Here is a 23,445-nt window from a genome sequence, read left to right on the forward strand (position 1 = left end):
AAGACCAAAAAATTCACTGCCAGAATTCTCGAAAAATCTACCGCTTCCTCTCCCCTTGCCTTTTTGTTGTCTAAATGATACTACAGACCCTATGATTTCCGAACGTACTTTACCAACCTTTAATCCTGCTTCCATCATTATCACCAAAGCTGAAGGTCTTCGCCTATACGAGGATATGGTTTTGGGGCGGATGTTTGAAGATAAATGTGCCGAAATGTATTATCGGGGCAAAATGTTCGGTTTTGTCCATCTCTACAACGGTCAGGAAGCCATATCTAGCGGTATTATTAAAGCCTTGCGTCAGGGAGAAGATTACGTTTCTAGCACCTATCGCGATCACGTCCACGCCCTTAGTGCCGGAGTTCCCGCTCAAGAGGTGATGGCGGAGTTATTCGGCAAAGCTACCGGTTGTAGTAAAGGACGGGGCGGCTCCATGCATATGTTTTCCGCCGAACATAAGCTTTTAGGGGGTTATGCTTTTGTGGCCGAGGGGATTCCCGTCGCTACCGGGGCGGCTTTTCAGAGTAAATACCGTCGGGAAGCCATGGGTGATGCCAGTGCCGATCAGGTAACGGTCTGTTTCTTTGGGGATGGGGCGAGTAATAATGGCCAGTTTTTTGAGTGTCTGAATATGGCCGCCCTCTGGAAGTTGCCGATTATCTATGTGGTGGAAAATAATAAGTGGGCGATCGGAATGGCCCACGATCGAGCCACTTCTCAACCGGAAATCTATAAAAAAGCCAGTGTTTTTAGTATGGTCGGTGTGGAAGTGGACGGTATGGATGTGGTCGCCGTTCATGCCGCCGCCAGAGAAGCCGTGGCCCGCGCCCGCGCCGGTGAGGGGCCGACTTTGATTGAGGCCTTAACCTATCGTTTCCGGGGTCACTCTCTAGCAGATCCCGACGAGTTACGCAGTGCTGACGAGAAACAATTCTGGGGCGAAAGAGATCCGATCACTCGCTTTGCCGCCTACCTCTACGAGCGAGATCTGGCCACGAGAGAAGAATTAAAAGAAATCGAGGAGAAAATTCAAGCTGAAATCGAGGCAGCGGTTAAATTTGCCGAATCTAGCCCCGAACCCGATCCTAGTGAACTAACTCGCTTTATTTTCGCCGAAGACGAGTAATTTCAGTGATCAGTTAGCAGTTATTCAGATTTGAGTTTTCAGTTCACTGATAACTGATTACTGATGACTGATTACTTCAGGTATTCTATGAGGGGGAGAAGAAAAATGCCCCCTTCAATATGGTTGTTGTTGAAAAAATCTGTAAAAAATCGTTGCGTTCTTGTATAATTCGCTAAAATCCAGAGAAATAGCTTTTGCCATGGCGACTACAGAAGCATTGAACCCCAGTCAGTTCGCATTCTTAACCAACCTCACCGCTGATCGTTCAAGTTTACCCAACCCACAAGAAGAAATGGACAAAGTTATCATTCTCGTTAATGCCGAAGCTCAAGCCAGTGGTCAGATGTCTCGGCTATCGCCCGTTACCGAAAAAATGGTGATTGCCTTAAAAAATGCGGTTCCTAAATCCTTGGCGGTGGAGGTGACGGGGACGGCTTCCTTGTGGTCAAAAATGGAGTCGGGTAAAACCGGCCAAAATAATTTAATCTGGTGTCCCTTAACAATTCAATTACCCAATTGGGTGAATTTTCCGGGTAAAAAAGTTTATCAAGCTTGTCGAGATATCGAGGAAAGACGCGCTTGGGTTGCCCATACCCTGCACTATAAAACCAGTCAGGGAGATTCTTCTTTTGGGGATCTTTGGTTGCCGATCACGGTGACATCTAAGGGTTTAGAATACGGTGAGGTAATCGGGGAGGGTATGATCCCTAACGCCTACAGTCAGCCGATTAGTCTAGAAAGAGAGAGTCTTAAGTCTTTATATCGGCTGGCAGCGCAATTACTGGATAATTTACAGGCTCCTGCTTCTGTTTATTTGCTACAGTTTCGTTTGGCTCATCGGGAAGTGGTTTTTGATCGTCTCTGGCCTTTTCCTGCCGCACCTGCGATCGCTTCCCTGCGCGGTCAACAGACGGATCTCTATGCAGCCTACTGGAATTGTTTACGTCGGCAAGCAATGGTCGATCATTCCTTGGCTATTTAATCCAATAGCAAAGAAAAACTGTCCAACTTTGCCCACAATAGCGATTAATCCCTCAACTATCTAGGGTTTGCTGAATAAGTACGGGCGAAGCATTCGGATAGAAAATCTACCTTTTCACCGATAGGTTATTGTCCGAATGCTTCGCCCCTACAGGACGCGGGCCGATGAAGACGCAAGGTTTTGAACGACGATTCTCTCAAAATCTTGCACCTGTTTCGCGAGAAAAGCCCCAAAACCTTTACTTTGCCTACATTTCAAATTTATTCAGCAAACCCTATCTAAAATTAAATCCCTGACGATGTTAGCGATCGCAAATTCACCATAAAAACTTCTGGAGGGGATGTAAGACCAAAAGCTGGGCGTAAGTTCGTCTTAAGGCAGTCCCCCGTGAAATAGGAAGCTCTCAACGACCTTGAGAGTAGTTCAAAGGCACTGTCTAGCAGTAATCTATTAAGTTGACAAAAGGGATACTTTAGCAGAATATTTAGAGCGTAGCGGCCGCCATAAAAATACGGCTTTTGTCCGTTCAACCTCTCGAAAATGCCGAAATATTCGCTAATTATCCCGATTTATAACGAGGAAGAAACCATTCCAGAACTCTATCGCCGTGTCAGTGCCGTCATGGATAGTTTAGATGATTCTGTGGAACTAATTCTGATTAATGATGGCAGTCGGGACTGTTCCTTAAATTTAATGCGGGAACTACAGGAAAGAGATGCTAGGGTCTGTTACATTAGCTTTGCTCGTAACTTTGGCCATCAGGCAGCAGTAACGGCAGGACTTAATTTTGCTAGGGGTCAAGTTATTGTTGTCCTCGATGCCGACTTGCAAGATCCACCGGAATTGATTCCCAAAATGATTGAGTCTTGGCAAGCAGGTTATCATGTGGTTTACGCCCAGAGAACAAAACGGAAAAAAGAAAGTTGGTTTAAACGCCTAACTGCCTACGTTTTCTATAGATTGCTGCGACAATTAGCCGACGTGGATATCCCTGCGGACACGGGGGATTTTTGTCTGATGGATCGTCAGGTGGTGGAAGTATTAAATTCTATGCCAGAACGGAATCGTTATATTCGCGGTTTGCGCGCTTGGATTGGTTTCCGACAAACTGCTGTTAAATTTGAGCGGGATCCCCGGTTTGCTGGCGAAGTCAAATACACTTTTAAAAAATCCCTAGCTTTAGCGGTTAATAGCTTGGTGTCTTTTTCTAAGATTCCCCTGCGTATTTCCACTTATTTAGGCTTATTTTCTGCTTTAATTGCCCTGTTGATGGCTTTACTGGTTCTCTACTGGCGCTTACAGCAACCCGACTCTCCTGTTACTGGTTTAGCTACTATCTTGATCGCTGTGTTTTTCTTGGGTTCGGTACAATTGATCAGTATTGGCATATTAGGGGAATACGTCGGGCGAATTTACGAAGAAGTTAAAGGCAGACCAGCCTATACAATCGCTGAGATCGCTGGGTTGGAAATTAATTAAACCTTCCCAACAACTATCAATTAATTCTTGTCGATTAAAGATTTTGTTAACTTCTTAAATAAGCAATAAGCTGTTGACTATCTAAATTACTGGTTAAGACCGTCTATGATCGAGAAGAGAGGGTTTGATCATTTGTCCTAAAATTTCTAATAGGCAGTGCAGCTTACCCCATTCGTACAAAAAAATTAGCAGAGCAGCTAATAGAAATTAAACTCCAATAGCAGAGAAAAACTGTCTAACTTTGCCCACAACAGCGATCGATCCCTAAACTATCTAAAATTAAATCACTAACGGCGTTAGCGATGGCAAATTCACTATAAAAACTTTCGCGGAAATCAAAAGCTTGCATCTCGGTAACGATCGCAATCACCAAGTTACCGAGATCGTTTTCCCCTTCCAAACGCTGACGCAGAAAAATTTGACTAGCACGTTCAGCGATAGTATCGTTAATAGCTTCGGGAATAAATTCCGCATCTAACCAACGATGCAAAGCGGTGCGCAGCCAAGTTTGTTCCTGTTGGGGGTTTTCGATCGGTGGTAAAGTAATAGGCGGAATTGGTGCGGGATGATCGGGCATAATTAGAGAATGATCAGGCTACGAGACTGAATTCTTGGGGGGAGTTGTGGATACCGCCTCTATTATACAAGGATACGCACGCGGTTACTTTCTCATGGCTGATGAGGGGGGGCGATTGGATTGGTATTCTAGTAAAAATCGCGCTCTTATTCCTCTAGATCGGCGTTTTAGGTATCCCAAGTCCCTAAAACGAGTTTTGAATCAAAATCGCTTTACCGTGGCTATTAACCGCGATTTTGCTGGGGTTTGTGCCGGTTGTGCCGATCGCTCGCTGACTTGGATTTCCCCGGAGTTAATCCAAATCTATCAGCAATTACACCAAGCCGGTTGGGCCTACAGTTTCGAGACTTGGCAAGGGGATCAATTAGCGGGAGGGATTTTAGGTTTAGCAATTCGCGGGGTTTTTATCGGAGAATCGATGTTTTATAAAATTCCCGATGGTTCTAAGGTAGCCATGGTCAAGTTAGTTGAACACCTCAGAGAACGGGATTTCTGTCTATTTGATGCCCAAATGCAAAATCCCCATCTGGCTAGATTTGGGTCCTATACTATCCCCGAAAAAGAATATCATCTCCTATTGAAAAGCGCTCTGTTGAAGCATTGCCATTTTGTTTAAGTATTGTTTCCGATTGTAAGTAGCTAGACACAATCTAAGTACAGGACAAGGTGGCGCATCTTAACAATTTTTGACAAAATCAACTTTGTCTGAGTTGCTTACCCAGTCGGCGATTTAGGCATATTTGAGGAGAATTGGCCATCTCAATTGTTAAGCAAAAATCGACCAAATGTTAAGATTTCGTAACTATTTTGATTGACTTGTATCACCTGAAATGCCCATGAGGATCACAAAATTGGCCAATTGTCAATAGCTTTTGAGATGCTCTCATCCTGATTGGCGCGAGTTATGCTATACTATAAGCTTAGGCTTTTCGTTACTTGGCATGATTCGATCAGGGGGCATAAATCGAAGCAATGTCTTTCTGTGTAAGGGTTTTATCCTTTATAACCCCCCTCCATTGCATAACACAAACCGAAGAGCCTAAACTGCTAAAAGCTGAACTTTTTCTGGATCGGCTAGAAGAAATCACAGACCAAGCTTCTGACGGTATTCAGAAAGCCAAGCTTAAAACCGTTCGCAGTACCCAAATCAAACTATCTCTTTCATTTAATCAACTCAAACTACTGGAGAGACTCATGGTTGAAACTACAAACAAACTCAAAAAGTTTACGATTTTACATTCCAATGATATGCACGGCGACTTTTTAGCGGAGGCTAAAACTGGACAAGGTGGTTTGATCGGCGGGTTATCATTGCTTTCTGGTTATATCAATCAAGTGCGTCAAACGGAAAAAAATACACTTTATGTTATTTCAGGTGATATGCTTCAAGGTTCGATGATTGATACCGAATTTAAAGGCTTATCAACCATGTAAATTATGAATTACCTAGCACCTAATGTAGTGACTTTAGGAAACCACGAATTAGACTATGGCTTTCCTCATTTGCTCTTCTTAGAAAAAATGGCAAACTTTCCTATTGTTAATGCCAACTTGTACATTAAAAAGTACGGTAAAAGGTTGATGAACCCCTATATCATCCTCAATGTAGATGGATTTGATGTTATGTTCATTGGTATTGTCACCGAAGAGGTTCTTAGTGCCTTAAAGCTGGACAAAAGCATTGGTACATTTGTTGGACTAGAAGATGCGGCGGCTGAAGTTGGTAAGATCTGTAATACCTACAAAAATGAAGATATTGATTTGACAATACTCCTAACTCACATTGGTTTTGAAGAGGATCAAAAGTTAGCGGCTATGTTAGACCCTGAGTGGGGGGTGGACATGATCATTGGTGGACATTCTCATACACTTTTAGAACAGCCTGCCCAAGTAAACAACATTTTAATCACCCAGGCCGCCGTTGGGACTGATCAGATCGGACGTTTCGATATTACAGTAGACGACGATACGAACAGCATTGTCGAATGGAAATGGGAGCTTATTCCTATTAATGATCAGGTAGCTAGTCCTGACGTAGATTTGCAAAATTTTATCAATACCTACAAAGAACAAGTAGATCGCAAGTACAATCGTATTGTTAGCCGTTTAAATCGTCAATTGACTCATCCCGTGCGCGAACAAGAAACTGAGTTAGGTAATTTAATCGCTGATATCTTCTTAGAAATAGATACGATTGATGTCGTGCTTGTCGGTAGTGGTTCCATACGAGGTAAAGAATTAGGGCCTGTGGTCACTCTTGAAGATCTTAAGAAGGTTTATCCCTATGATGGTTCTCTTTATAAAATTAAAGTTACTGGAGCGCAACTGACAAAGGTATTTACCCATTTTCTGCGCCCAGAAAACAGAAAGCCTGGGGAAAGTCAATGTTATCAAATCAGCAAAGGTGTTCGAGTAGTTTATAACAATACTAAGAAAGCAATTGAATCTTTCAGTATTAATGAACAACCTGTAGAGGCTGATCGTTTATATGTAATCTGCGTGCAAGATTATCATTATCAAAATTCACTGAAGAGTTTGAATCTCACGCCTGAAGAAATAGCTAACGCTAAAGTTGTTACTACTTCAAGCCAAGGTGTTCTTGAAGAATATTTAAGTACTCATCAACTTCTTGACGGTCAAGTGGAAGGACGCTGGACTTTTGTTAACTAGAGTTTATGACTCTAGCAAATTCGTGAAGCGTCTGAATGGAAACGATGTGTAGGGTTAATTCATGAATTAACCCTACAATTTTTTTACTTCTAATTAGTTAAGCGTCTGGTACTAAATTCGGTTATTAAAGACTGATTATCTATTCCCATTTTGCTGTTCGGCTATCCTGATATGTAGCCTATACTCAACGGATTTAGTATTAAACATCCGAAGTAACCGTGAGCGGCGATGCTGTATGCTTTTTTATGCTAATGGATTCTTTAAATCCTTTTATAATCCCTATTATTCGAGTTCTTGAGGTTCAATAACCAACTTAATTCCCTGAATAATTAATTTGATTTTTTTCCTTGTGGTTCTCCTAAATCAATCCAATAAATATCACCTTGAAAAATCGTCATATTTACTCAGATAATTGGCGTTGATGATGGCGTATTCCCTCTAACATCAAAGTTTCTGATTCGTCCAATCCATCACTATAAGCTTCATTCCAACTATCTATTAATCGTTGTTTAGTTGTTTTTTGATCATTCAATCCTAATTGTTGATGTAACTGTTCTAATAACCATTTTTTATCTTCAAGAGAACAGTCTCGTAACTTTTGTTCCAGTTCAATAATTTGAGGGGATATCATAAAATTAACTCCATTTAACATTGAGCTATATCATAATTCTAACAACAAAAAAGCACCCCCTCGCGGGAGTGCCTTTTCGTTCAGACTAGGAATTAACCATTGATAGCGGGAGCAGTCAGAGCTACAGGAGCCTGTTCACCACTAGCTAAGTCTAAGGGGAAGTTGTGAGCATTACGCTCGTGCATTACTTCCATCCCGATACCAGCGCGGTTTAACACATCGGCCCAGGTACCGATTACACGACCTTGAGAATCGAGAATCGACTGGTTGAAGTTGAAACCGTTGAGGTTGAACGCCATGGTGCTAACACCCATTGCCGTAAACCAGATACCGATTACCGGCCATGCACCCAAGAAGAAGTGCAGGGAGCGGCTATTGTTGAAAGAAGCGTATTGGAAGATTAAACGTCCGAAGTAACCGTGAGCGGCAACGATATTGTAGGTTTCTTCCTCTTGACCGAATTTGTAACCGTAGTTCTGAGATTCGATTTCAGTGGTTTCACGCACTAAGGAAGAAGTTACTAGAGAACCGTGCATCGCGGAGAACAAGGAACCGCCGAACACACCGGCAACACCTAACATATGGAAGGGGTGCATCAGAATGTTATGTTCTGCTTGGAACACGAACATAAAGTTGAAGGTTCCAGAGATTCCTAAAGGCATACCATCAGAGAAAGAACCTTGTCCGATGGGGTAGATTAAGAATACAGCAGTAGCGGCGGATACAGGTGCCGAGTAAGCAACACAGATCCAAGGACGCATTCCTAAACGGAAAGACAGTTCCCACTGACGACCGAGGTAGCAGAAGACACCTAGTAAGAAGTGGAAAATGACTAACTGGTAGGGACCACCGTTGTATAACCACTCATCTAAGGAAGCAGCTTCCCAGATGGGGTAGAAGTGGAGTCCAATCGCGTTGGAAGAGGGAACAACCGCACCAGAGATGATGTTGTTTCCGTAGAGTAGAGAACCAGCTACAGGCTCGCGGATACCGTCGATATCTACGGGAGGAGCGGCGATAAAGGCGATGATGAAGCAGGTGGTGGCGGTGAGCAGGGTGGGGATCATGATAACACCGAACCAGCCGACATAAAGACGGTTGTTGGTGCTGGTGATCCACTGGCAGAACTGCTCCCACAGGGAAGCGCTCTCGCGCTGTTGTAGAGTTGTGGTCATTGGTTTATGATTCCTATTAAGTTATCGAGGTACGATTGATTGATGATGTCTCTATCTTAAGGAGTTTGTAACGGTTTGTAAAGGGGTTTGACAATATTGTTACTTATACCATTGATAAGCTGAGGTTATGTTAGGTTAGTTGGTCGCACTACCGACAATGAACTATGAAGCACCTTTTGTTTTAAGCCGGATGCGATCGCTTGTCCCGTTCGATCTTACCAGCGATCGCATCTAGTCTTGCTTTGATTCTGGTCATCCACTGGTTAAACTCGGCCGATTGCCGATCGATCACTTCCTTGCGTTGTCTTATCTCATCGGTTGTTTTTTCGGGAGCCTCTAACCGGGTATTTAATTCTGTAATCATCATTGCCTCAAGTATCTATCGATTCTTTACGGCAGGGAACTTGACATATTAATCAATGGGAATCACCCTCTTTACGGAAATTTTGCTGTTGACATCCTCACCACCTTAAAATGGACGGCAATACCACCCAAAAACCATGAAGCGCCTTTTCCTTTTAGCCGTAGGGTGCGCTCCCTAAGATGGCTCATACTACTCCACCGATAGATTTTTGGGAACGCACCCTGCACATTCATTGAAGCTGTGAGTTTAAGTGCGGTCGCTGATCTTATAGCGTTTCCTGTTCGCAAGAGGTACATTATCGATGTTGAAAAGCTTAATTAGCAAAGGTTTAAATGTGCCACACAGGTGTGAGAACTGCTATAATAAGCTACATTAACAACAATACTTAAAGAAAAGGCTTAAAGATGATCAGTAACAAGGGTAAAAAAACAAGTCGCTCCTGGTGTTTTTGCCCGACGATAGGCTCTCTTGGGTTTGGTGGGTAAAATGTATTCTAAGATACAGTCCTGCGGGCGAGCGAGTGAAACGAACCACAAAGACACAAAGGACACAAAGATCGATCGCTCTTATATAATTTAAACTTATCACACAAGGTCGAGAAGAGCCGACGATATTGCAGATTATAATTAATGAAACAGGTTTTGTTGCTATAGGGATTCGTTTTGTCCAACCATTACCGATGAAGATGATTGGCAACCTTGCCAGGAATTAGTGGTACAATTACCAAATAAACAGTAATTTTTTCCATAAGTATCTAAGCACAATTAATTACACATCTAAGCCACTACTCCGTCAGACTTCTGCTGTGAGTAAACAGTGAACTGAAAACTCAAATCCGATCCCTAATAGCTTTATCCCGTCTCCCATCTCCCGTCTCCTGTCTCCTGTCTCGACTAGGAAATTAATTTTGCACGACTACTTAACCCTAATCCCTCACCCCCAATAGGATTATGATGCACGGTTTTATTCCCCCTCATCGTTATTTTCCCTATCTTACTTGGACCGATATAGATTCAATGCTGGATAAGGAAAATGTGGTAATTATTCAACCCATCGGTGCGATCGAACAACACGGACCCCATCTCCCTATTGCCGTCGATGCTGCCATTAGTTTAGGGGTTTTAGGCAAAGCTTTCGAGAAATTAAATACAAATGTTCCCGCCTTTGCTTTACCCTGTCTCTACTACGGAAAATCTAACGAACATTGGTCTTTCCCCGGCACGATTACCCTCTCGGCAGCCACCTTATTAACCCTCATTCAAGAGATAGCTGAAAGTCTCTATCGTTCGGGGTTTCGCAAGTTAGTATTAATGAACTCTCACGGCGGACAACCGCAAGTTATGGAAATTGCCGCTAGAGATATTCACCAACAATATCCCGATTTTTTAGTATTTCCTTTTTTCACTTGGCGAGTTCCCCACAATGCGGCTGAATTATTCTCGGAATATGAATTAGAATACGGTATTCATGCAGGAGATGTGGAAACTAGCATTATGTTATCATTACTGCCAGAACAGGTCAAAATTGAGCGGGCTGTCCGAGAATATCCCCAGGGTTTGCCAGAAAATAGTTTATTAACTATGGAAGGAAAATTACCCTTTGCTTGGTTAACTAAGGAATTAACTAAAAGTGGAGTGATGGGAGATGCTACTAATGCAAGTAAAGAAAAAGGCGATCGATTATTAGAATCTGTTGCTAATGGTTGGGTACAGGCGATCGCTGATGTTTATCAATTCCGTCAACCGAAGTTATATTAACTGCCTATTGTTAATTTTATTACAAAGTCTAAAACTCCATCTCCCTTCTCCTTTGATTCGAGCATTTGATCACTATCTTCTATTAGCATTAATAGAGGAAATTTTAACCAGACTTCTGGTGGTTTTTAGCATAACTATATAATCTCAATTATGAGCTTTATTTTTGAGATTTTAGAAATTTTGTAACCAGTAATAAAAAGAAAACAAACGACATTTTTTACCATATTTTTTGTACAGGATAAGAATCGAAAACAGAATCAACACCCAGGATAATTAGGTTTTCTGTAATTGCTTGAGAAATTAATAAACGATCAAACGGATCTTTGTGATAATAAGGTAAGGTGTCTAATGTCCAAATATGAGATAATTTCAGGGGTAAAATCTGCACATCATTAATTTTAGTTTGATCTTTAACTATTTCCGAGAGAGAAATATCTAAATTTAATTTGCCTAACTGTACTTTGATCTGTATTTCCCAGACACTGACCAAACTCAAGAAAAGAAGATTATTTCTATCTTCTAGTATCTTAATTGCTGATGAGGAAAGCTGAGGAGAATTCTGGGAAAATTAGATTAAAGTGTGACTATCTAAGAGAATATTCATGAGTCAAAATTCCAGAAATTATCGGGTAAGGGTTGATTGAAATCATCACTCATCCAAATTTTTCCCTGATGCAACCCAAAGACTCGTTTTTTAGGGGAAGATAAAGGCTCCTTTTCCTCCGTGAGAGCTTCTACATATTCTAAGATTTGTTTTTGTTTATCTAGAGGAATTTCCTGTAGCTTGTTAATAATGCTTTCTGTAATTTTATTGCCAGAAATAGTCATGGTTTTCTCAATATATACTGAAATCTACGATGCAAGCTTCATGATAGCATTTTAAACATAAATAAAGTTAATTTTTGTAGAACCACTTCCCCAACTTGTTTAAGAGAGTTCCTGCAAAAATCAAAAATCTTCCGTGAGGAGACTCCGAGACAGTCCAGAGGAGGAGAAAAAAGACAAGAAACAACTATCCCGTCCATAAAACCCAAGATTATGTCAAATTTATCTGAGGTTTTCGATATTTTGAGCCGATAGCACCTCGAAAACTTACTTTTACAGGAGGTTTAAGCTAAATTAATCCTATTGTTAAGGATATTAGTTAGAGCAGTTATACTTTGCACGGTTATAACTTGCATTTTTTACTCAAAGACAATAATATAGTTCAAGAGTCATAATTAGAAGCAAAGCACTCATTAAAAACATGATTAACCTAGAATTCACGGAAGAAGAAAAGAACTCACTGTATTATGAAAGATTTCATCATCCTCATCCCCGGGTTCAACTGAAGATGGAAGTTCTCTGGTTAAAAAGCCAAAAGATACCGCACAAAAAAATTTGTCAGTTAGCAGGAATCTCGCCAAATACCTTATTAACCTATCTTCGAGATTATCAAGAGGGCGGAATAGAAAAATTAAAAGAAATCAACTTCTATCGCCCTAAAAGTGAATTAGAGTCTCAAAGAGAAACACTCAAAAAATATTTCGAGAAAAATCCACCAGCCACAATAAATGAAGCTGTATATAGAATAGAAGAATTGACAGGGATAAAACGAAGTCCTACCCAAGTGAGGAAATTCTTAAAATCCTTGGGAATGAAATGTTTAAAAATAGGTTCTCTTCCTTCTAAAGCTGACCCAGATGAACAAGAAGACTACAAAGAAAAAAAGCTAGAACCCAGACTAAATGAGGCTAAAGAAGGAAAAAGGGCTGTTTTTTTTGTTGATGCCGCTCACTTCGTCATGGGAGCATTTCTCGGTTTTGTTTGGTGTTTTGAGAGACTTTTTGTTAAGTCACCGAGCGGGCGTAAACGCTTCAATGTTTTAGGAGCATTAAATGCAATAACTCATGAAGTTATTCTAGTTACTAATGACACTTATATTACGGCAACTCAAGTCTGTGAACTTCTTGAAAAAATAGCTGCTTTAGGACTAATGATTCCCATCACTCTAGTCTTAGATAATGCCCGCTATCAGAAATGTAAAATTGTTGAAGAATTGGCTCTTTCTTTGTCAATAGAGCTACTCTATCTGCCGTCTTATTCGCCTAATCTAAATTTAATTGAAAGGCTGTGGAAATTTGTCAAAAAGAAATGTTTACATGGTAAATATTATGAAAACTTTTCTGACTTTTCTTCAGCCATTTATGAATGTCTGAATGATGCCCATCTGAAACATAAAAAAGAACTGGATTCCTTGCTGACTCTACGATTTCAGAAGTTTAATAAATCTCAGATTATGAACGTCTAAAGTATATCTTAATGAGCAGGTACGAAGTTTTCGTTTTCGGGAGTCGGTCTTCCATACCAAATTAGATTACACTTCATCTTTATGAGAAACACTGTAACAGACAGAAATTAGCTGTTTCAGTCCACTAGGGCTGCTGACTTAGAAAAAATTGCGTTAGAATTAAAGAAATATTACAAGTGATTGACAAAAATGAGCAAGCCTGATATAGAAACCATTGCCCTGCAGTTAGAAAGCAGCAACTCTAAAGATCGTCTGCTGGCCTTGGCATCCCTGCGAGAAGTGGCCCCGGAGGAGGCTGTACCCTTGATCAAAAAAGTCCTTTATGATGAAATGCTGCCGGTGCGATCGATGGCTGTCTTTGCCTTGGGAGTCAAACAAACCGAGGAATGCTTTCCTATTCTGGTGGATTTGTTAGCCAATGATGCCGATTATGGCATTCGCGCCGATGCTGCGGGGGCCTTAGGTTATTTAGAAGATATTCGCGCTTTTGAACCCCTACAACGAGCTTTTTACGAAGATACGCAATGGTTAGTCCGCTTCAGTGCTGCCGTCGCTTTGGGCAATTTACGCGATATTCGGGCTAAACAGGTGTTATTATCGGCTCTCGATAGTAACGAAGCGGTTATTCAACAGGCCGCTATTGCCGCTCTTGGGGAAATCAAAGCAGTGGAAACCGTCGAGAAGCTTTTAACCTTTGTTAACTCCGATGACTGGTTAATCCGGCAGCGATTAGCGGAAGCTTTAGGCCAGCTTCCGGCGGAAAAAACGATCGCAGCCTTAAAATTTTTGGTCAAGGACGAACATCCACAAGTGCGGGAAGCAGCCCGTTTATCTTTGCAAAAATTGGCCAACGTCTAGGGATAGGATAGAATAAATAATCTATTCTTCCAGAGCGATCGATCTTTGCCTACAGCCATTCATGGACATTCAAGAATTTATTAATCTCTGTGCGGGTAAATGGTTTTCTCAGCGCACCAGTTATCAATTAGCTGCCCAAAAAGTTGCCAATAATAAAGCAGAAATCACCATCGATTTGCTGGCTGCCGATGCTGCCGATGTGGTGCAATTATGTTTAGGAAATAACTGTCAGTCCCACACCAGTCTAGGGGGATGGAAAACGACTTGGGATAATTCCGTGGACTATGGACAACCGAAAAAAATCGGTTCTAGCTATTTAGTTTGGCTACCCTCAGAAAATTCTTGGCAAGGAAAATTAATCACAGCGGTCGGTAAATCGGCAGCGCTGGGAGAATATCATCTCAGAAGCGATCAAGCTTTAACTTTAACCATCGAGGACAATCACCATCGTATCGAGGAAAGAATCTGGTTTGCTAGTCCTAATCTGAGATTGCGTACCAGTATTATTCAGTCGGCCAATGGTGATCGCCAAACGGTTTTCTATTCGGAAATTCGCAAAATGGTTGCTTCTTAAGTAGCTGCCATCCCCAATCTCTGAGGTGGGGAAGACAGGATTAATCTTCCACCACTCCAGTCAAATCCTCCTAACGTCGGCCGCGTCTGCTGCTGCCGAAACCACTGCGACTAGGGGTACGACGGGAACCAGAGGAACCGAAACTAGGAGAACGTTTGACATTATCAGATTTACCCGAATTCTTCAGGGTACTGGAACCATAACCAGAACCACTGGGTTTTGTGGTGGTGGTGGTGCTGCGATTGGGACTAGAGGGAGTATTGCTGGGATAACGACGTAAATTGCCAGTAGAACGGAGAGTTTGCCGGTTTTTGACCGCCGGAGGTGGACTATTATGTTTAGTCCGGTATTGATCCACTGCCTGATTATAGGTGGAACCGTAACCACCAAAACCGGTCATTACACCCCCCGGAGTATAGAGGGGAGGAACGTAGTATTGAGGACGAAAGAGCAAACTACCCAAAGCTTGACCAGCAACAGCACCGAAAAAAGGACTCCAAAAACTCGATTCTTGTCGAATCACCACGGTTTCTTGTTGTCCGGTTTGGGGATTGTTCCGCACTTCCGTGACATTATGGACATACTCGATTTTAAAATCTTCGGTCATGTACAGGGTAGCCTGATCGCCGTTGATTTCTACTGCGGTTTTTTCCCCTTTAGCAATGTCCTCCTCGGTTAATCTAGCCATTTGCAGGTTAGTGGTGCGAAAGAGGGGTGAAGTCCCCCCGGGGGTGTTTAACAGCATTAAGGTATAAGTGCCATCTCCGTCATCGTAGGTAGCTTGTTGCACCTCGTAGCGACCGCTACTAACCTGATTGGATTCTCGTCTTACACTACTGTTACTAGCTGACGGTGACTGAGTTTGATTTGACGAGGAACCACAGGCCACCGTTGTGCAACAAAGGGTAAGAATTAAAAAGATTGTCGTTACTTGGCGCAGCATAAGGGCAAAATTAAGACTATAAAGGCAGCAATTCGGGGAAATTGAGTAATAGTTGCTCATTGGTCAATTCATCTCCCAATTGAGCAGGAGAAAAATGTACCTGAATCGCACGCAGCCGACCTTGGTAGTGAAGGTTAATTATTGATTTTAAACCATCTTCCAGGGCCTCTCGATCGGCTAGGCTAGTTTCTAAAGCAGCACTCTCACCCTCGAATGCTATTGTGATCATAACAACTAAGTTATCGGTGACGGGTAAAGTTAAGGGTTCCTTTTCCCCCACTTGTGAAGACACCGATTCACTTAGGTATCTCCCCGCAGAATCGGTAAACAGTTCGTTAACGTAGTCTCCCGCTTCCCCCTCATGCCAAAAAACATCGCCCTCATTAGCCACAGAAAACCAATAGAGGTTCATCTGCAGCAGATTTTGACAAATTTCTACTAAACCCTCTCCCATGACCTCTAAATCGCCTTCGGAATCGATCGCCTCCCGGCCGGCACGATTAAGAATACCGATCAGCGGTGCGATTTCTTGGCCGTAGAGATGCAAAAATAAGCGACAGACCACATAGCGAGTTTTTCCCGCAAATTTCTTGAAGCGATCGCCTAAAGAACCCATAATAGACCTCTGGTAAAAATCAAAAATTGTCGTTAAGGTTAGGAGTCGGTCGTCAGGAGACAGGAGACTTTTTTTTATTTATTCTTCCCAATTCCCACTTCCCACTTTCAAGTCAGTAGTCTTGAAGCCATCAGCTAGATCAAGGTGATAATCAAGTAAACAGCCAAAAAAGCCACCAGCTTTTATTTATCTTGCCATTTTCTAGGGTTCTATGCCTTGATGTCCTGTTAACAGTCTATAATGACTTAGAATCCTATTGGTGTGAGCAAATGGCTGTCCAACTACAACAAGCTTTAGTGGTTGCTTCCTATATCTTGAAACAGCGTCTAGCAGGAAAAAAGCGTTTTCCCTTAGTTTTAATGCTAGAACCCCTATTTCGCTGTAATTTAGCCTGTACTGGCTGCGGTAAGATTCAACATCCCCCGGAAATCCTCCGCAATCATCTTACCCCGGCAGAATGTTTCGCAGCGGTGGAAGAATGCGGGGTTCCCGTGGTTTCCATCCCCGGGGGTGAGCCGCTTTTACATCCACAAATCGATGAAATTGTCAAGGGGTTAGTGGACAGAAAAAAATTCGTCTATCTGTGTACCAATGCCCTGTTATTGGAAAAAAGCCTAGATAAATTTACTCCTTCACCCTATCTTACCTTTAGTGTCCATCTGGATGGTCTCAAAGAACATCACGATCGCTGTGTGGATCGAGAGGGAGTATTCGATAAGGCAGTAAAAGGGATTAAAGCGGCGAAAGCGAGAGGTTTTCGGGTTACTACTAATACCACGGTTTTTGAAGGCACAGATCCGCGAGAAATGCAGGAATTTTTCGATTTTCTTGCTACTTTGGGCATCGATGGCATGATGATTTCCCCCGGTTACAGTTATGAGTGGGCCCCGGATCAAGATAGTTTCTTGAAACGGGAGCAAACTAGAGCTTTATTCCGAGAAATTCTCTCACCCTGGAAATCAGGTCAGAAAAAGTGGAATTTTAACCATAATCCTCTCTTTCTCGATTTTCTCATCGGTGAACAGGACTATGAATGCACCCCTTGGGGTAGTCCTAGCTATAGTCTTTTAGGATGGCAAAAACCCTGTTATCTGCTTAACGAAGGTCATTACAAAAGCTTTCGGGAACTTTTAGCAGAAACCAATTGGGATAACTACGGTCGGGCCAGTGGCAATCCTCAATGTGCCGATTGTATGGTACATTGCGGCTATGAACCGACCGCGGCCATGGCAGCTTTTAAACCGGCTAATATGGGACGTGCCATGCAGAGTTTAATCGGAGTCTAATCCTAAACTGATTCTAACCAGACGGCGGGGACTTGACTAGGGCGATCGGGTAATTGCATCCACCCCATTTCGCACAGACGAATTACCGAACTTAATTTTTCTACCAAAGCGGGATCGAAACGAATCCCGCTATAATTTTGACAGCGCTCTAGGGCCTCTCCCAAATCTAGAGCTAGTCGGTCGCCTCGCGGTTGAGTTAATTCCTGAAAATAGGCTGATAATCCTAAAATTCGCGACTCTAGGCTGATTTCTTCCCCTTTTAAACCGTTGGGAACCCCGCTACCATCCCAGTATTCAAACTCATGGTAAATAATCTGTTGAATTGGGGCTAATTCGGGCATAGTGGCGAGTAATTGTGCGCCTAACACCGATCGATCCCGCCAAAATAACGCATTTGCTCCCTCTAACTGACTGGCACGCTGTCTAAAAACTTCGATCGGAGCCTCCGCTAGACCGATGCGGTATAATAAACCAGCTAATCGTAAGCGTCGTAATCTCAGGGTGGGTAAATCGAGCAATTGTCCCAACATTTCTGCTAAAGCGGCCACCTGTAGGGAAGCAAGGGGATTATCAATATCTCTTTCATCGACTTTTTGAGCCATTCTTAGAAAAGCTTGCAGTTTATTAGCGGCTAAATTTTTATTTAAACGGGATGCTTGTCCTTCTAAGTCGCTTAATTCTCGCGCTTGTCTGCTGACGGTGACTAACTGCTGTTGACTGGTTTGCAGATAGGTGACAATGCGAGAGACTACTCCGGTTAAATCCGTGGGAATGGGATTAATATTTTGACTAATTTCCTGCTGTTGTCTGCTTAAATCGGCCGCTAGACTGGGATTATAGGGATGCAGACGCTCAATTAAGATCCTAGCGGCTTTTTCAACTAAATCGCGATCGAATGTCCATAAACCGTAGAATTTTCGCTCCGTGTCTATTTGGGGTTGACTATCGGACCGGTATTCTTCTGGGGATAACTCATGACAGAGTACCATGGAGGCGTAATCGGGGGAAAGAATGATTAAATTCCACTCATTCACCAAACTATCGCTATTATCTAAGTTCACTAGCGAAACATTCTCTAAACTGCCGGTTTTATGCTCAGAAAAACCACTATCGGCCACGGCAGCGATCGCAATATGACGAGAAGAGCGAGCAATATCTAAATAGCGCTCAGCTTCCTGTAAATACCATTTTCCCTGTTGAAAGGTGACTAAGACCAGTGGTTTATTTGTACTGTCTGGGCTGCTAGTTTGCAAGATATGATCTTCAAGAGCATGACAGAGGGCCACCAGGGTATTCTTAAAATAGACCCCGTAACTGCTGGGTAATCTTCCCGATGAAGCTATTTTTAACTGTTGTAAGCTGGATCCTACGGTCATAAGTGGCAAGATTAGGGGGAGTGGGGAGTGGGGAGTGGGGAGTGGGGAGAATAAATAAAAATAATCTCCTGACTTCTGACTCCTGATTACTGATGACTGATGACTGACTCCTCATAGCTTTTTACTTAATTTTATCTCAAATGTCAGGGACTCTTAACAGGTAAATTGGAGGCTTAACAGTTTACTTGGGCCCCTAGGGTATCTAAAGCCAAAATTTTGGCACTGGAGTTAATCCCCACTTCCTCCCAAGCATTGGTCATCTCTGTGGCTGTTTTTTGGGCATTTTCAGGGTTAGTTAAAGCTAATAGGCTCGGACCTGCGCCACTAATTACCATCCCGTAAGCACCCGCGTTAATGGCGGCTTTTTTCACCTTTTCGTAACCCGGGATCAAAGATTGGCGATAGGGTTGATGCAGTTTATCCTCTAGGGCAATTCTCAGCCAATCGCCGTTACCCGTCTCTAATCCCCGCAATAATAAACCCAAGCGGGAAATATTGAAAATAGCCTCCTGACGGCTAATTTTTTCGGGTAAAACCGCCCGAGCTTTTGCCGTAGCCAGTTCAAAATCGGGAATCCCTAGGACGGGAATGAGATTTTTTTGCCAAAATACTTGACAAATAGCCCAATTTGTGCTATCACCTGCCGATAGCTGACAGTTGCCCCGCAAAGCTGGCACCACATTATCTGGATGGCCCTCCAATGCGATCGCTAATGCTTCGATTTCCCCCATAGATAAAGGATTGCCCGCGCATTGATTGGCGGCCAATAACCCACCGACAATAGCAGTGGCAGAACTACCTAAACCTCTAGCCAGAGGAACCCCTAAACCGATCTCGATGGCGATAGGGGGCGGATTCTGTCCTATTTTTTGATAAACTTGCAAAAAAGAAGTGTAGATTAAATTATCAGCCCCTTGGCTAACTTTAGCTGATTCATTTCCCTTGACACTAATGCTGACAGGGTTAGCTGTCGTTGCCGGCAGCAGGGTAAAAGTAAACTGATTATATAGGGTTAAGGCCGCTCCGAGACAATCGAAGCCGGGCCCAATATTAGCAGTGGTAGCGGGAACTGTTACCGTAAAAGTTGTCATGGTTAAGCTTTTGCCTGAAGATAGCGGCGATTTACCTCCTCCCAGTTAACCACATTCCACCACTGTTTTAAATACTCAGCCCGTTGATTACGATATTTTAAGTAATAGGCGTGTTCCCAAACATCATTGCCCATAATTGGCTGTAATCCCATCATTAGGGGGCTATCTTGGTTAGCAGTGCTGGTAATTTCTAGTTGTCCTGACTTATTTAACACCAACCATGTCCAACCACTACCAAAAAGTTTAGTACCTGCTTGGTTGAAAGCGTTTTTAAATTCCTCGAAACTGCCAAATTTAGCGATTATTGCCGCTCCTATTTCTCCTGTTGGTTCGCCACCGCCATCGGGGGACATAATCTGCCAAAACATCGTATGATTAAGATCGCCGCCGCCATTATTGCGGATAGTGATGCGAAGATCGGCGGGTAAAGAGTCAAGATTTTTAATTAATTCTACTACTGTTTTTTTCTGCAATTCTGGATATTTTGCCACTGCCGTGTTGAGATTATTAACGTAGGCTGCATGGTGTTTATCGTGATGAAATTGCATCGTTTCCTTATCGATATAAGGTTCTAGGGCATCATAGCTATAGGGTAGGGCGATAAGACCATAGGGACCAGTAGCAGCAAAAGCGGGACGGTTAAAACCGGCAAGAGTGGCTGTGCCAAGGGTAGCACCTAAAAGATAAAGAAATTGACGGCGATCGAGAGACATATTCTCAGAGCAGATGTTCCAATGATCAATTATCCTATCGATCGGTACTTCGGGAGACAAAAATTTTTATCGACAGACTCCCAGAAGTAATCAGAATCTAGTGGCAGTTCTCCCTAATTACCATAAACGATAAAAATTTTTCAACAAATGTGGCGGAATTTTTAGATAATAACCAATAATTATTAATTGATTAACTAAGGTAGTTTTGCCAACTCCTAATTTTTGCCAACGTCTTGCCGAGGTAATCACCGCAGTAGAAACTATGGCTATTTTACCCCTTTTTTTCAATCTTTGTATTAATTCAAAATCTTCCATAATTGGCAACTCAGGAAACCCCCCTAAATCGGTCAATATTGAGGCTTTTAAAAATATTCCTTGATCTCCGTAGGGAAGAGAAAACCAGTGAGAACGCCAATTAACTAATTTTTCCACTAAACGCAGGGTTTTTTCCTCTCCATCAATTTTTAATTCAAAAGCCCCCGCTACTATCCCAGATTGGGATAAAGTATTGATAATTTGTTCTTGAAATTCCTGGGGAAGTAAAGTATCTCCATGCAGAAATAACAAAATATTTCCTTTCGCTATTTTGGCTCCTAAATTCATCTGAAATGCACGACCTTTACTCGGTGAAATAATTACTTTTGCTCCCAATTTTTCAGCTATTTCTCTGGTTTTATCTATACTTCCCCCATCGACAACAATAATTTCTACTCCTTCACCTATCTGTTTTAACGTTGCTGCAATTCTTAACTCCTCATTAAGAGTCGGAATGATAATACTAAGATAATTCATGAGGTTTTGTACTAACTAAAGTCAGAGGATTTAGGGGCAACCATCGGGTAAATTTTCCTACAGATACCGAGGAATTGATTGGGATTGGTAATAAGTAAGTAGTTATAATTAAATAGAAGATAGATTTTGCCTCTGATCCCCCCTGCCCCCCTTAATAAGGGGGGTGCCGATAGGCGGGGGGATCCCCCCTTAATCCCCCCTTGATAAGGGGGGTGTCTGACAACTTTTAACACCTACCTACTTAACTGTTTTTCCGATATAAAAGTTAAACATTGCTGCCAGTTCTCCAGAGGGGCTAAAGCTGCAGTTAAAAGTTGATACCAAACTAGGTTACACTTCATCTTTATGGGAAACGAAACTCTGTTCTAAGATAGGTGGGACAATGCCGAATATTAAAGGAGACGATGGTGCGCTCAAAACCATTTTCAGCAATAGTAAAATTATCGCAGTGGTGGGGCATTCTGAGAAATCGAGTCGCGCCAGCTATCAGGTAGCCAAATTTCTGCAAGCGGTGGGTTATCGAGTCTATCCTGTCAATCCGATGGTCAAGCAAATTGATGGTCAAAGGTGCTATCCTTCTCTAGAGGCTATCCCTGAACCCGTGGATATTGTTAACGTTTTTCGTCATCCTGATTATCTACCTGAAATTGTCGAGTCAGCTATTGCTATTCAGGCTGCTACCCTTTGGACACAATTGAAAATTTATCACCCAGTTGCGGAAAAAAGGGCGATCGAGGCGGGTTTAAATGTGATTATGGATGCTTGTATCCAGATAGAATATCAGCGTTTAGGGATTTCCCAAAAATAAACTATAGCGGTTCTCGTACCTGTACGGCACATTTAAACCTTTGCTGATTAAGCTTTTGAACATCAATAATGTACCTCGTGCGAATAGAACACGCTATATACTTTTTGAAAAATGGTATTATCGGGGCTTGGTTGTCAGTCGTTTGAGCGCTGTTGCATCAAGCTTTTTTTGTTTGTGGTCTCTCCTTGGAAAAATTTGCTATGATGTAGAGACTTGTTTAGTATTTGGTAAAAATAACCATAAATCTCACCGTGTTCACAACTGTTCAACCCGCAAATCGATCGAGCTTACCTGATGACCTATTTACGGCAATTAAAGAGCTTAAAAGGGAATTAAACGCCGTTATTCTGGCTCACTACTATCAAAATTCTGACATACAGGATATAGCTGATTATATTGGTGATTCTCTAGGTTTATCCCAGCAGGCTGCCCAAACGCCAGCAGATGTAATCGTATTTGCGGGGGTTCACTTCATGGGAGAGACAGCTAAAATCTTAAATCCGGATAAGTTGGTATTGCTGCCGGATTTAGATGCGGGATGTTCTTTAGCTGATAGTTGTCATCCTGAAGATTTTGCTCGTTTTAAAGCCCAATATCCCGATCATATCGTGATTTCCTATATCAATTGCAGTGCAGAAATTAAGGCCATGAGTGATATTATCTGCACCAGTTCCAACGCAGTCAAAATAGTGAATCAAATCCCTGTCCATCAACCGATTATCTTCGCTCCTGATCGCAATTTAGGCCGTTATGTCAGTCAGCAAACTGGCAGAGATTTATTTCTCTGGCAGGGTAGTTGTATTGTCCATGAAACTTTTTCCGAACGCAAGATAATAGAATTAAAAGTTGCCCATCCAGAAGCAAAAATTATCGCCCATCCTGAGTGTGAATCATCGGTTTTACGCCATGCCGATTATATTGGTTCCACGACGGCACTATTAAATTATTCCCTGAAAAGTTCCGAAAAAACCTTTATTGTCGTCACAGAACCGGGGATTATTCACCAGATGCAAAAATCCGCGCCAGAGAAAGCATTTATACCCGCACCAGCTTTAAATAACTGTGCTTGTAATGAGTGTCCCTATATGAGACTGAACACTCTCGAAAAATTGTATCTCTGTATGCGAGATAAAACTCCAGAAATTACTATTTTTGAAGATTTAAGAGTTAAGGCACTGTTGCCGATTCAAAGAATGTTAGAAATGTCTTAATCAGTTATCAGTTATCAGTGCGCCAATTCAAAAACGAAAAGCATCAACCCCAAGAGTTAGCTCTTCTGGTGTTTGTCTGGAAGGAAAAAGAATAGGGATAATTTGGGTTAACCACAGAAACCAAAA

25 protein-coding genes are annotated in these 23,445 nt (G+C 42.3%); 13 read left to right on the plus strand and 12 right to left on the minus strand.

Going from position 1 to position 23,445, the window contains the following annotated elements:
* Positions 1-91 precede the first annotated feature (91 nt).
* From pdhA to ACQY1Y_RS12290, 3 genes are all read left to right on the plus strand, one after another.
* Positions 92-1,126: a pyruvate dehydrogenase (acetyl-transferring) E1 component subunit alpha gene (gene pdhA, locus ACQY1Y_RS12280; RefSeq protein WP_002733307.1), complete on the plus strand. Its 1,035-nt coding sequence runs from the start codon at positions 92-94 to the stop codon at positions 1,124-1,126.
* A gap of 199 nt (positions 1,127-1,325) precedes the next feature.
* Positions 1,326-2,108, plus strand: coding sequence for a hypothetical protein (locus ACQY1Y_RS12285; protein ID WP_002777147.1), 783 nt, complete (start codon positions 1,326-1,328; stop codon positions 2,106-2,108).
* Positions 2,109-2,648: 540 nt separating this feature from the next.
* A complete protein-coding gene (locus ACQY1Y_RS12290; RefSeq protein ID WP_430012837.1) occupies positions 2,649-3,587 on the plus strand; it encodes a glycosyltransferase family 2 protein in 939 nt (312 codons plus the stop codon).
* A 235-nt stretch (positions 3,588-3,822) separates the two neighbouring features.
* On the opposite strand, the gene ACQY1Y_RS12295 is transcribed toward ACQY1Y_RS12290, so the two are convergent.
* A complete protein-coding gene (locus ACQY1Y_RS12295) occupies positions 3,823-4,164 on the minus strand; it encodes a hypothetical protein (RefSeq protein ID WP_002731952.1) in 342 nt (113 codons plus the stop codon).
* A 34-nt stretch (positions 4,165-4,198) separates the two neighbouring features.
* Between ACQY1Y_RS12295 and aat the strand changes: the two genes are divergently transcribed.
* From aat to ACQY1Y_RS12310, 3 genes are all read left to right on the plus strand, one after another.
* On the plus strand, positions 4,199-4,780 hold the full coding sequence (gene aat / locus ACQY1Y_RS12300) for a leucyl/phenylalanyl-tRNA--protein transferase (RefSeq protein WP_002754248.1): 582 nt from the start codon (positions 4,199-4,201) through the stop codon (positions 4,778-4,780).
* A 356-nt stretch (positions 4,781-5,136) separates the two neighbouring features.
* Positions 5,137-5,598, plus strand: coding sequence for a hypothetical protein (locus tag ACQY1Y_RS12305; protein WP_430012838.1), 462 nt, complete (start codon positions 5,137-5,139; stop codon positions 5,596-5,598).
* A 3-nt stretch (positions 5,599-5,601) separates the two neighbouring features.
* Positions 5,602-6,834 (plus strand): bifunctional metallophosphatase/5'-nucleotidase, encoded by a 1,233-nt coding sequence (locus ACQY1Y_RS12310; RefSeq protein WP_016515463.1) that lies wholly within the window; start codon positions 5,602-5,604, stop codon positions 6,832-6,834.
* A gap of 400 nt (positions 6,835-7,234) precedes the next feature.
* Here the strand turns inward: ACQY1Y_RS12310 and ACQY1Y_RS12315 are convergent, their stop codons facing one another.
* The 3 genes from ACQY1Y_RS12315 to ACQY1Y_RS12325 form a co-directional block, all read right to left on the minus strand.
* A complete protein-coding gene (locus ACQY1Y_RS12315; protein ID WP_043997424.1) occupies positions 7,235-7,465 on the minus strand; it encodes a hypothetical protein in 231 nt (76 codons plus the stop codon).
* A gap of 92 nt (positions 7,466-7,557) precedes the next feature.
* Positions 7,558-8,640 (minus strand): photosystem II q(b) protein, encoded by a 1,083-nt coding sequence (gene psbA, locus ACQY1Y_RS12320; RefSeq protein ID WP_002731626.1) that lies wholly within the window; start codon positions 8,638-8,640, stop codon positions 7,558-7,560.
* A gap of 181 nt (positions 8,641-8,821) precedes the next feature.
* Entirely contained in the window at positions 8,822-9,007 is a 186-nt protein-coding gene (locus ACQY1Y_RS12325; RefSeq protein WP_430012839.1) for a hypothetical protein, read from the minus strand.
* Positions 9,008-9,954: 947 nt separating this feature from the next.
* Here ACQY1Y_RS12325 and ACQY1Y_RS12330 point away from each other — a divergent pair.
* Positions 9,955-10,761: a creatininase family protein gene (locus ACQY1Y_RS12330; RefSeq protein ID WP_272104964.1), complete on the plus strand. Its 807-nt coding sequence runs from the start codon at positions 9,955-9,957 to the stop codon at positions 10,759-10,761.
* A gap of 217 nt (positions 10,762-10,978) precedes the next feature.
* Here ACQY1Y_RS12330 and ACQY1Y_RS12335 read toward each other — a convergent pair whose 3' ends face one another.
* Positions 10,979-11,293 carry a type II toxin-antitoxin system VapC family toxin gene (locus ACQY1Y_RS12335; RefSeq protein WP_323132084.1) on the minus strand — a complete coding sequence of 105 codons (315 nt, stop codon included), beginning with the start codon at positions 11,291-11,293 and terminating at the stop codon, positions 10,979-10,981.
* A gap of 68 nt (positions 11,294-11,361) precedes the next feature.
* Positions 11,362-11,589: a DUF2281 domain-containing protein gene (locus ACQY1Y_RS12340; RefSeq protein ID WP_002734460.1), complete on the minus strand. Its 228-nt coding sequence runs from the start codon at positions 11,587-11,589 to the stop codon at positions 11,362-11,364.
* Positions 11,590-12,007: 418 nt separating this feature from the next.
* Between ACQY1Y_RS12340 and ACQY1Y_RS12345 the strand changes: the two genes are divergently transcribed.
* From ACQY1Y_RS12345 to ACQY1Y_RS12355, 3 genes are all read left to right on the plus strand, one after another.
* Positions 12,008-13,051, plus strand: coding sequence for an IS630 family transposase (locus tag ACQY1Y_RS12345; protein ID WP_069474877.1), 1,044 nt, complete (start codon positions 12,008-12,010; stop codon positions 13,049-13,051).
* Between the two features lie 189 nt (positions 13,052-13,240).
* Complete coding sequence (locus ACQY1Y_RS12350; protein WP_002752215.1) at positions 13,241-13,909, plus strand: HEAT repeat domain-containing protein; 669 nt, start codon at positions 13,241-13,243, stop codon at positions 13,907-13,909.
* 61 nt (positions 13,910-13,970) lie between these two features.
* The gene (locus tag ACQY1Y_RS12355) at positions 13,971-14,483 is read left to right on the plus strand and encodes a phycobiliprotein lyase (RefSeq protein ID WP_002777155.1); all 513 of its coding nucleotides are present in this window, start codon (positions 13,971-13,973) and stop codon (positions 14,481-14,483) included.
* Positions 14,484-14,553: 70 nt separating this feature from the next.
* Here ACQY1Y_RS12355 and ACQY1Y_RS12360 read toward each other — a convergent pair whose 3' ends face one another.
* Positions 14,554-15,486: a hypothetical protein gene (locus ACQY1Y_RS12360; protein ID WP_430012840.1), complete on the minus strand. Its 933-nt coding sequence runs from the start codon at positions 15,484-15,486 to the stop codon at positions 14,554-14,556.
* Positions 15,443-16,042 (minus strand): DUF1517 domain-containing protein, encoded by a 600-nt coding sequence (locus tag ACQY1Y_RS12365; protein ID WP_430012841.1) that lies wholly within the window; start codon positions 16,040-16,042, stop codon positions 15,443-15,445. The genes ACQY1Y_RS12360 and ACQY1Y_RS12365 overlap by 44 nt, the downstream gene beginning before the upstream one ends.
* A 269-nt stretch (positions 16,043-16,311) precedes the next feature.
* Here ACQY1Y_RS12365 and hpnH point away from each other — a divergent pair, with 269 nt between their 5' ends.
* On the plus strand, positions 16,312-17,328 hold the full coding sequence (gene hpnH, locus ACQY1Y_RS12370) for an adenosyl-hopene transferase HpnH (RefSeq protein ID WP_271937258.1): 1,017 nt from the start codon (positions 16,312-16,314) through the stop codon (positions 17,326-17,328).
* A 2-nt stretch (positions 17,329-17,330) separates the two neighbouring features.
* Here the strand turns inward: hpnH and ACQY1Y_RS12375 are convergent, their stop codons facing one another.
* The 4 genes from ACQY1Y_RS12375 to ACQY1Y_RS12390 form a co-directional block, all read right to left on the minus strand.
* Positions 17,331-18,704 (minus strand): DICT sensory domain-containing protein, encoded by a 1,374-nt coding sequence (locus ACQY1Y_RS12375; protein ID WP_002752229.1) that lies wholly within the window; start codon positions 18,702-18,704, stop codon positions 17,331-17,333.
* A gap of 173 nt (positions 18,705-18,877) precedes the next feature.
* On the minus strand, positions 18,878-19,795 hold the full coding sequence (gene thrB, locus ACQY1Y_RS12380) for a homoserine kinase (protein ID WP_430012842.1): 918 nt from the start codon (positions 19,793-19,795) through the stop codon (positions 18,878-18,880).
* Between the two features lie 2 nt (positions 19,796-19,797).
* On the minus strand, positions 19,798-20,508 hold the full coding sequence (locus ACQY1Y_RS12385; protein ID WP_149106851.1) for a superoxide dismutase: 711 nt from the start codon (positions 20,506-20,508) through the stop codon (positions 19,798-19,800).
* Positions 20,509-20,625: 117 nt separating this feature from the next.
* Positions 20,626-21,300, minus strand: coding sequence for a TIGR04283 family arsenosugar biosynthesis glycosyltransferase (locus ACQY1Y_RS12390; protein ID WP_430012843.1), 675 nt, complete (start codon positions 21,298-21,300; stop codon positions 20,626-20,628).
* A 382-nt stretch (positions 21,301-21,682) separates the two neighbouring features.
* Between ACQY1Y_RS12390 and ACQY1Y_RS12395 the strand changes: the two genes are divergently transcribed.
* Positions 21,683-22,108 (plus strand): CoA-binding protein, encoded by a 426-nt coding sequence (locus tag ACQY1Y_RS12395; RefSeq protein ID WP_002733015.1) that lies wholly within the window; start codon positions 21,683-21,685, stop codon positions 22,106-22,108.
* Between the two features lie 251 nt (positions 22,109-22,359).
* A complete protein-coding gene (nadA, locus tag ACQY1Y_RS12400; protein ID WP_430012844.1) occupies positions 22,360-23,319 on the plus strand; it encodes a quinolinate synthase NadA in 960 nt (319 codons plus the stop codon).
* Positions 23,320-23,445: the final 126 nt, after the last annotated feature.

Origin of the sequence: Microcystis ichthyoblabe FBCC-A1114 (assembly GCF_050500245.1) — a bacterium.
Classification (GTDB): domain Bacteria; phylum Cyanobacteriota; class Cyanobacteriia; order Cyanobacteriales; family Microcystaceae; genus Microcystis; species Microcystis ichthyoblabe_A.

Coding starts and splice junctions, on each gene's coding strand:
- ACQY1Y_RS12325 (WP_430012839.1), bottom strand. CDS start 9,007: ATGATGATTACAGAATTAAATACCCGGTTAGAGGCTCCCGAAAAAACA.
- ACQY1Y_RS12315 (WP_043997424.1), bottom strand. CDS start 7,465: ATGATATCCCCTCAAATTATTGAACTGGAACAAAAGTTACGAGACTGT.
- ACQY1Y_RS12390 (WP_430012843.1), bottom strand. CDS start 21,300: ATGAATTATCTTAGTATTATCATTCCGACTCTTAATGAGGAGTTAAGA.
- ACQY1Y_RS12290 (WP_430012837.1), top strand. CDS start 2,649: ATGCCGAAATATTCGCTAATTATCCCGATTTATAACGAGGAAGAAACC.
- ACQY1Y_RS12285 (WP_002777147.1), top strand. CDS start 1,326: ATGGCGACTACAGAAGCATTGAACCCCAGTCAGTTCGCATTCTTAACC.
- psbA (WP_002731626.1), bottom strand. CDS start 8,640: ATGACCACAACTCTACAACAGCGCGAGAGCGCTTCCCTGTGGGAGCAG.
- ACQY1Y_RS12395 (WP_002733015.1), top strand. CDS start 21,683: ATGCCGAATATTAAAGGAGACGATGGTGCGCTCAAAACCATTTTCAGC.
- ACQY1Y_RS12350 (WP_002752215.1), top strand. CDS start 13,241: ATGAGCAAGCCTGATATAGAAACCATTGCCCTGCAGTTAGAAAGCAGC.
- ACQY1Y_RS12385 (WP_149106851.1), bottom strand. CDS start 20,508: ATGTCTCTCGATCGCCGTCAATTTCTTTATCTTTTAGGTGCTACCCTT.
- ACQY1Y_RS12375 (WP_002752229.1), bottom strand. CDS start 18,704: ATGACCGTAGGATCCAGCTTACAACAGTTAAAAATAGCTTCATCGGGA.
- ACQY1Y_RS12330 (WP_272104964.1), top strand. CDS start 9,955: ATGATGCACGGTTTTATTCCCCCTCATCGTTATTTTCCCTATCTTACT.
- ACQY1Y_RS12340 (WP_002734460.1), bottom strand. CDS start 11,589: ATGACTATTTCTGGCAATAAAATTACAGAAAGCATTATTAACAAGCTA.
- thrB (WP_430012842.1), bottom strand. CDS start 19,795: ATGACAACTTTTACGGTAACAGTTCCCGCTACCACTGCTAATATTGGG.
- pdhA (WP_002733307.1), top strand. CDS start 92: ATGATTTCCGAACGTACTTTACCAACCTTTAATCCTGCTTCCATCATT.
- ACQY1Y_RS12355 (WP_002777155.1), top strand. CDS start 13,971: ATGGACATTCAAGAATTTATTAATCTCTGTGCGGGTAAATGGTTTTCT.
- ACQY1Y_RS12345 (WP_069474877.1), top strand. CDS start 12,008: ATGATTAACCTAGAATTCACGGAAGAAGAAAAGAACTCACTGTATTAT.
- ACQY1Y_RS12305 (WP_430012838.1), top strand. CDS start 5,137: ATGTCTTTCTGTGTAAGGGTTTTATCCTTTATAACCCCCCTCCATTGC.
- ACQY1Y_RS12360 (WP_430012840.1), bottom strand. CDS start 15,486: ATGAGCAACTATTACTCAATTTCCCCGAATTGCTGCCTTTATAGTCTT.
- hpnH (WP_271937258.1), top strand. CDS start 16,312: ATGGCTGTCCAACTACAACAAGCTTTAGTGGTTGCTTCCTATATCTTG.
- ACQY1Y_RS12310 (WP_016515463.1), top strand. CDS start 5,602: ATGAATTACCTAGCACCTAATGTAGTGACTTTAGGAAACCACGAATTA.
- ACQY1Y_RS12365 (WP_430012841.1), bottom strand. CDS start 16,042: ATGGGTTCTTTAGGCGATCGCTTCAAGAAATTTGCGGGAAAAACTCGC.
- ACQY1Y_RS12295 (WP_002731952.1), bottom strand. CDS start 4,164: ATGCCCGATCATCCCGCACCAATTCCGCCTATTACTTTACCACCGATC.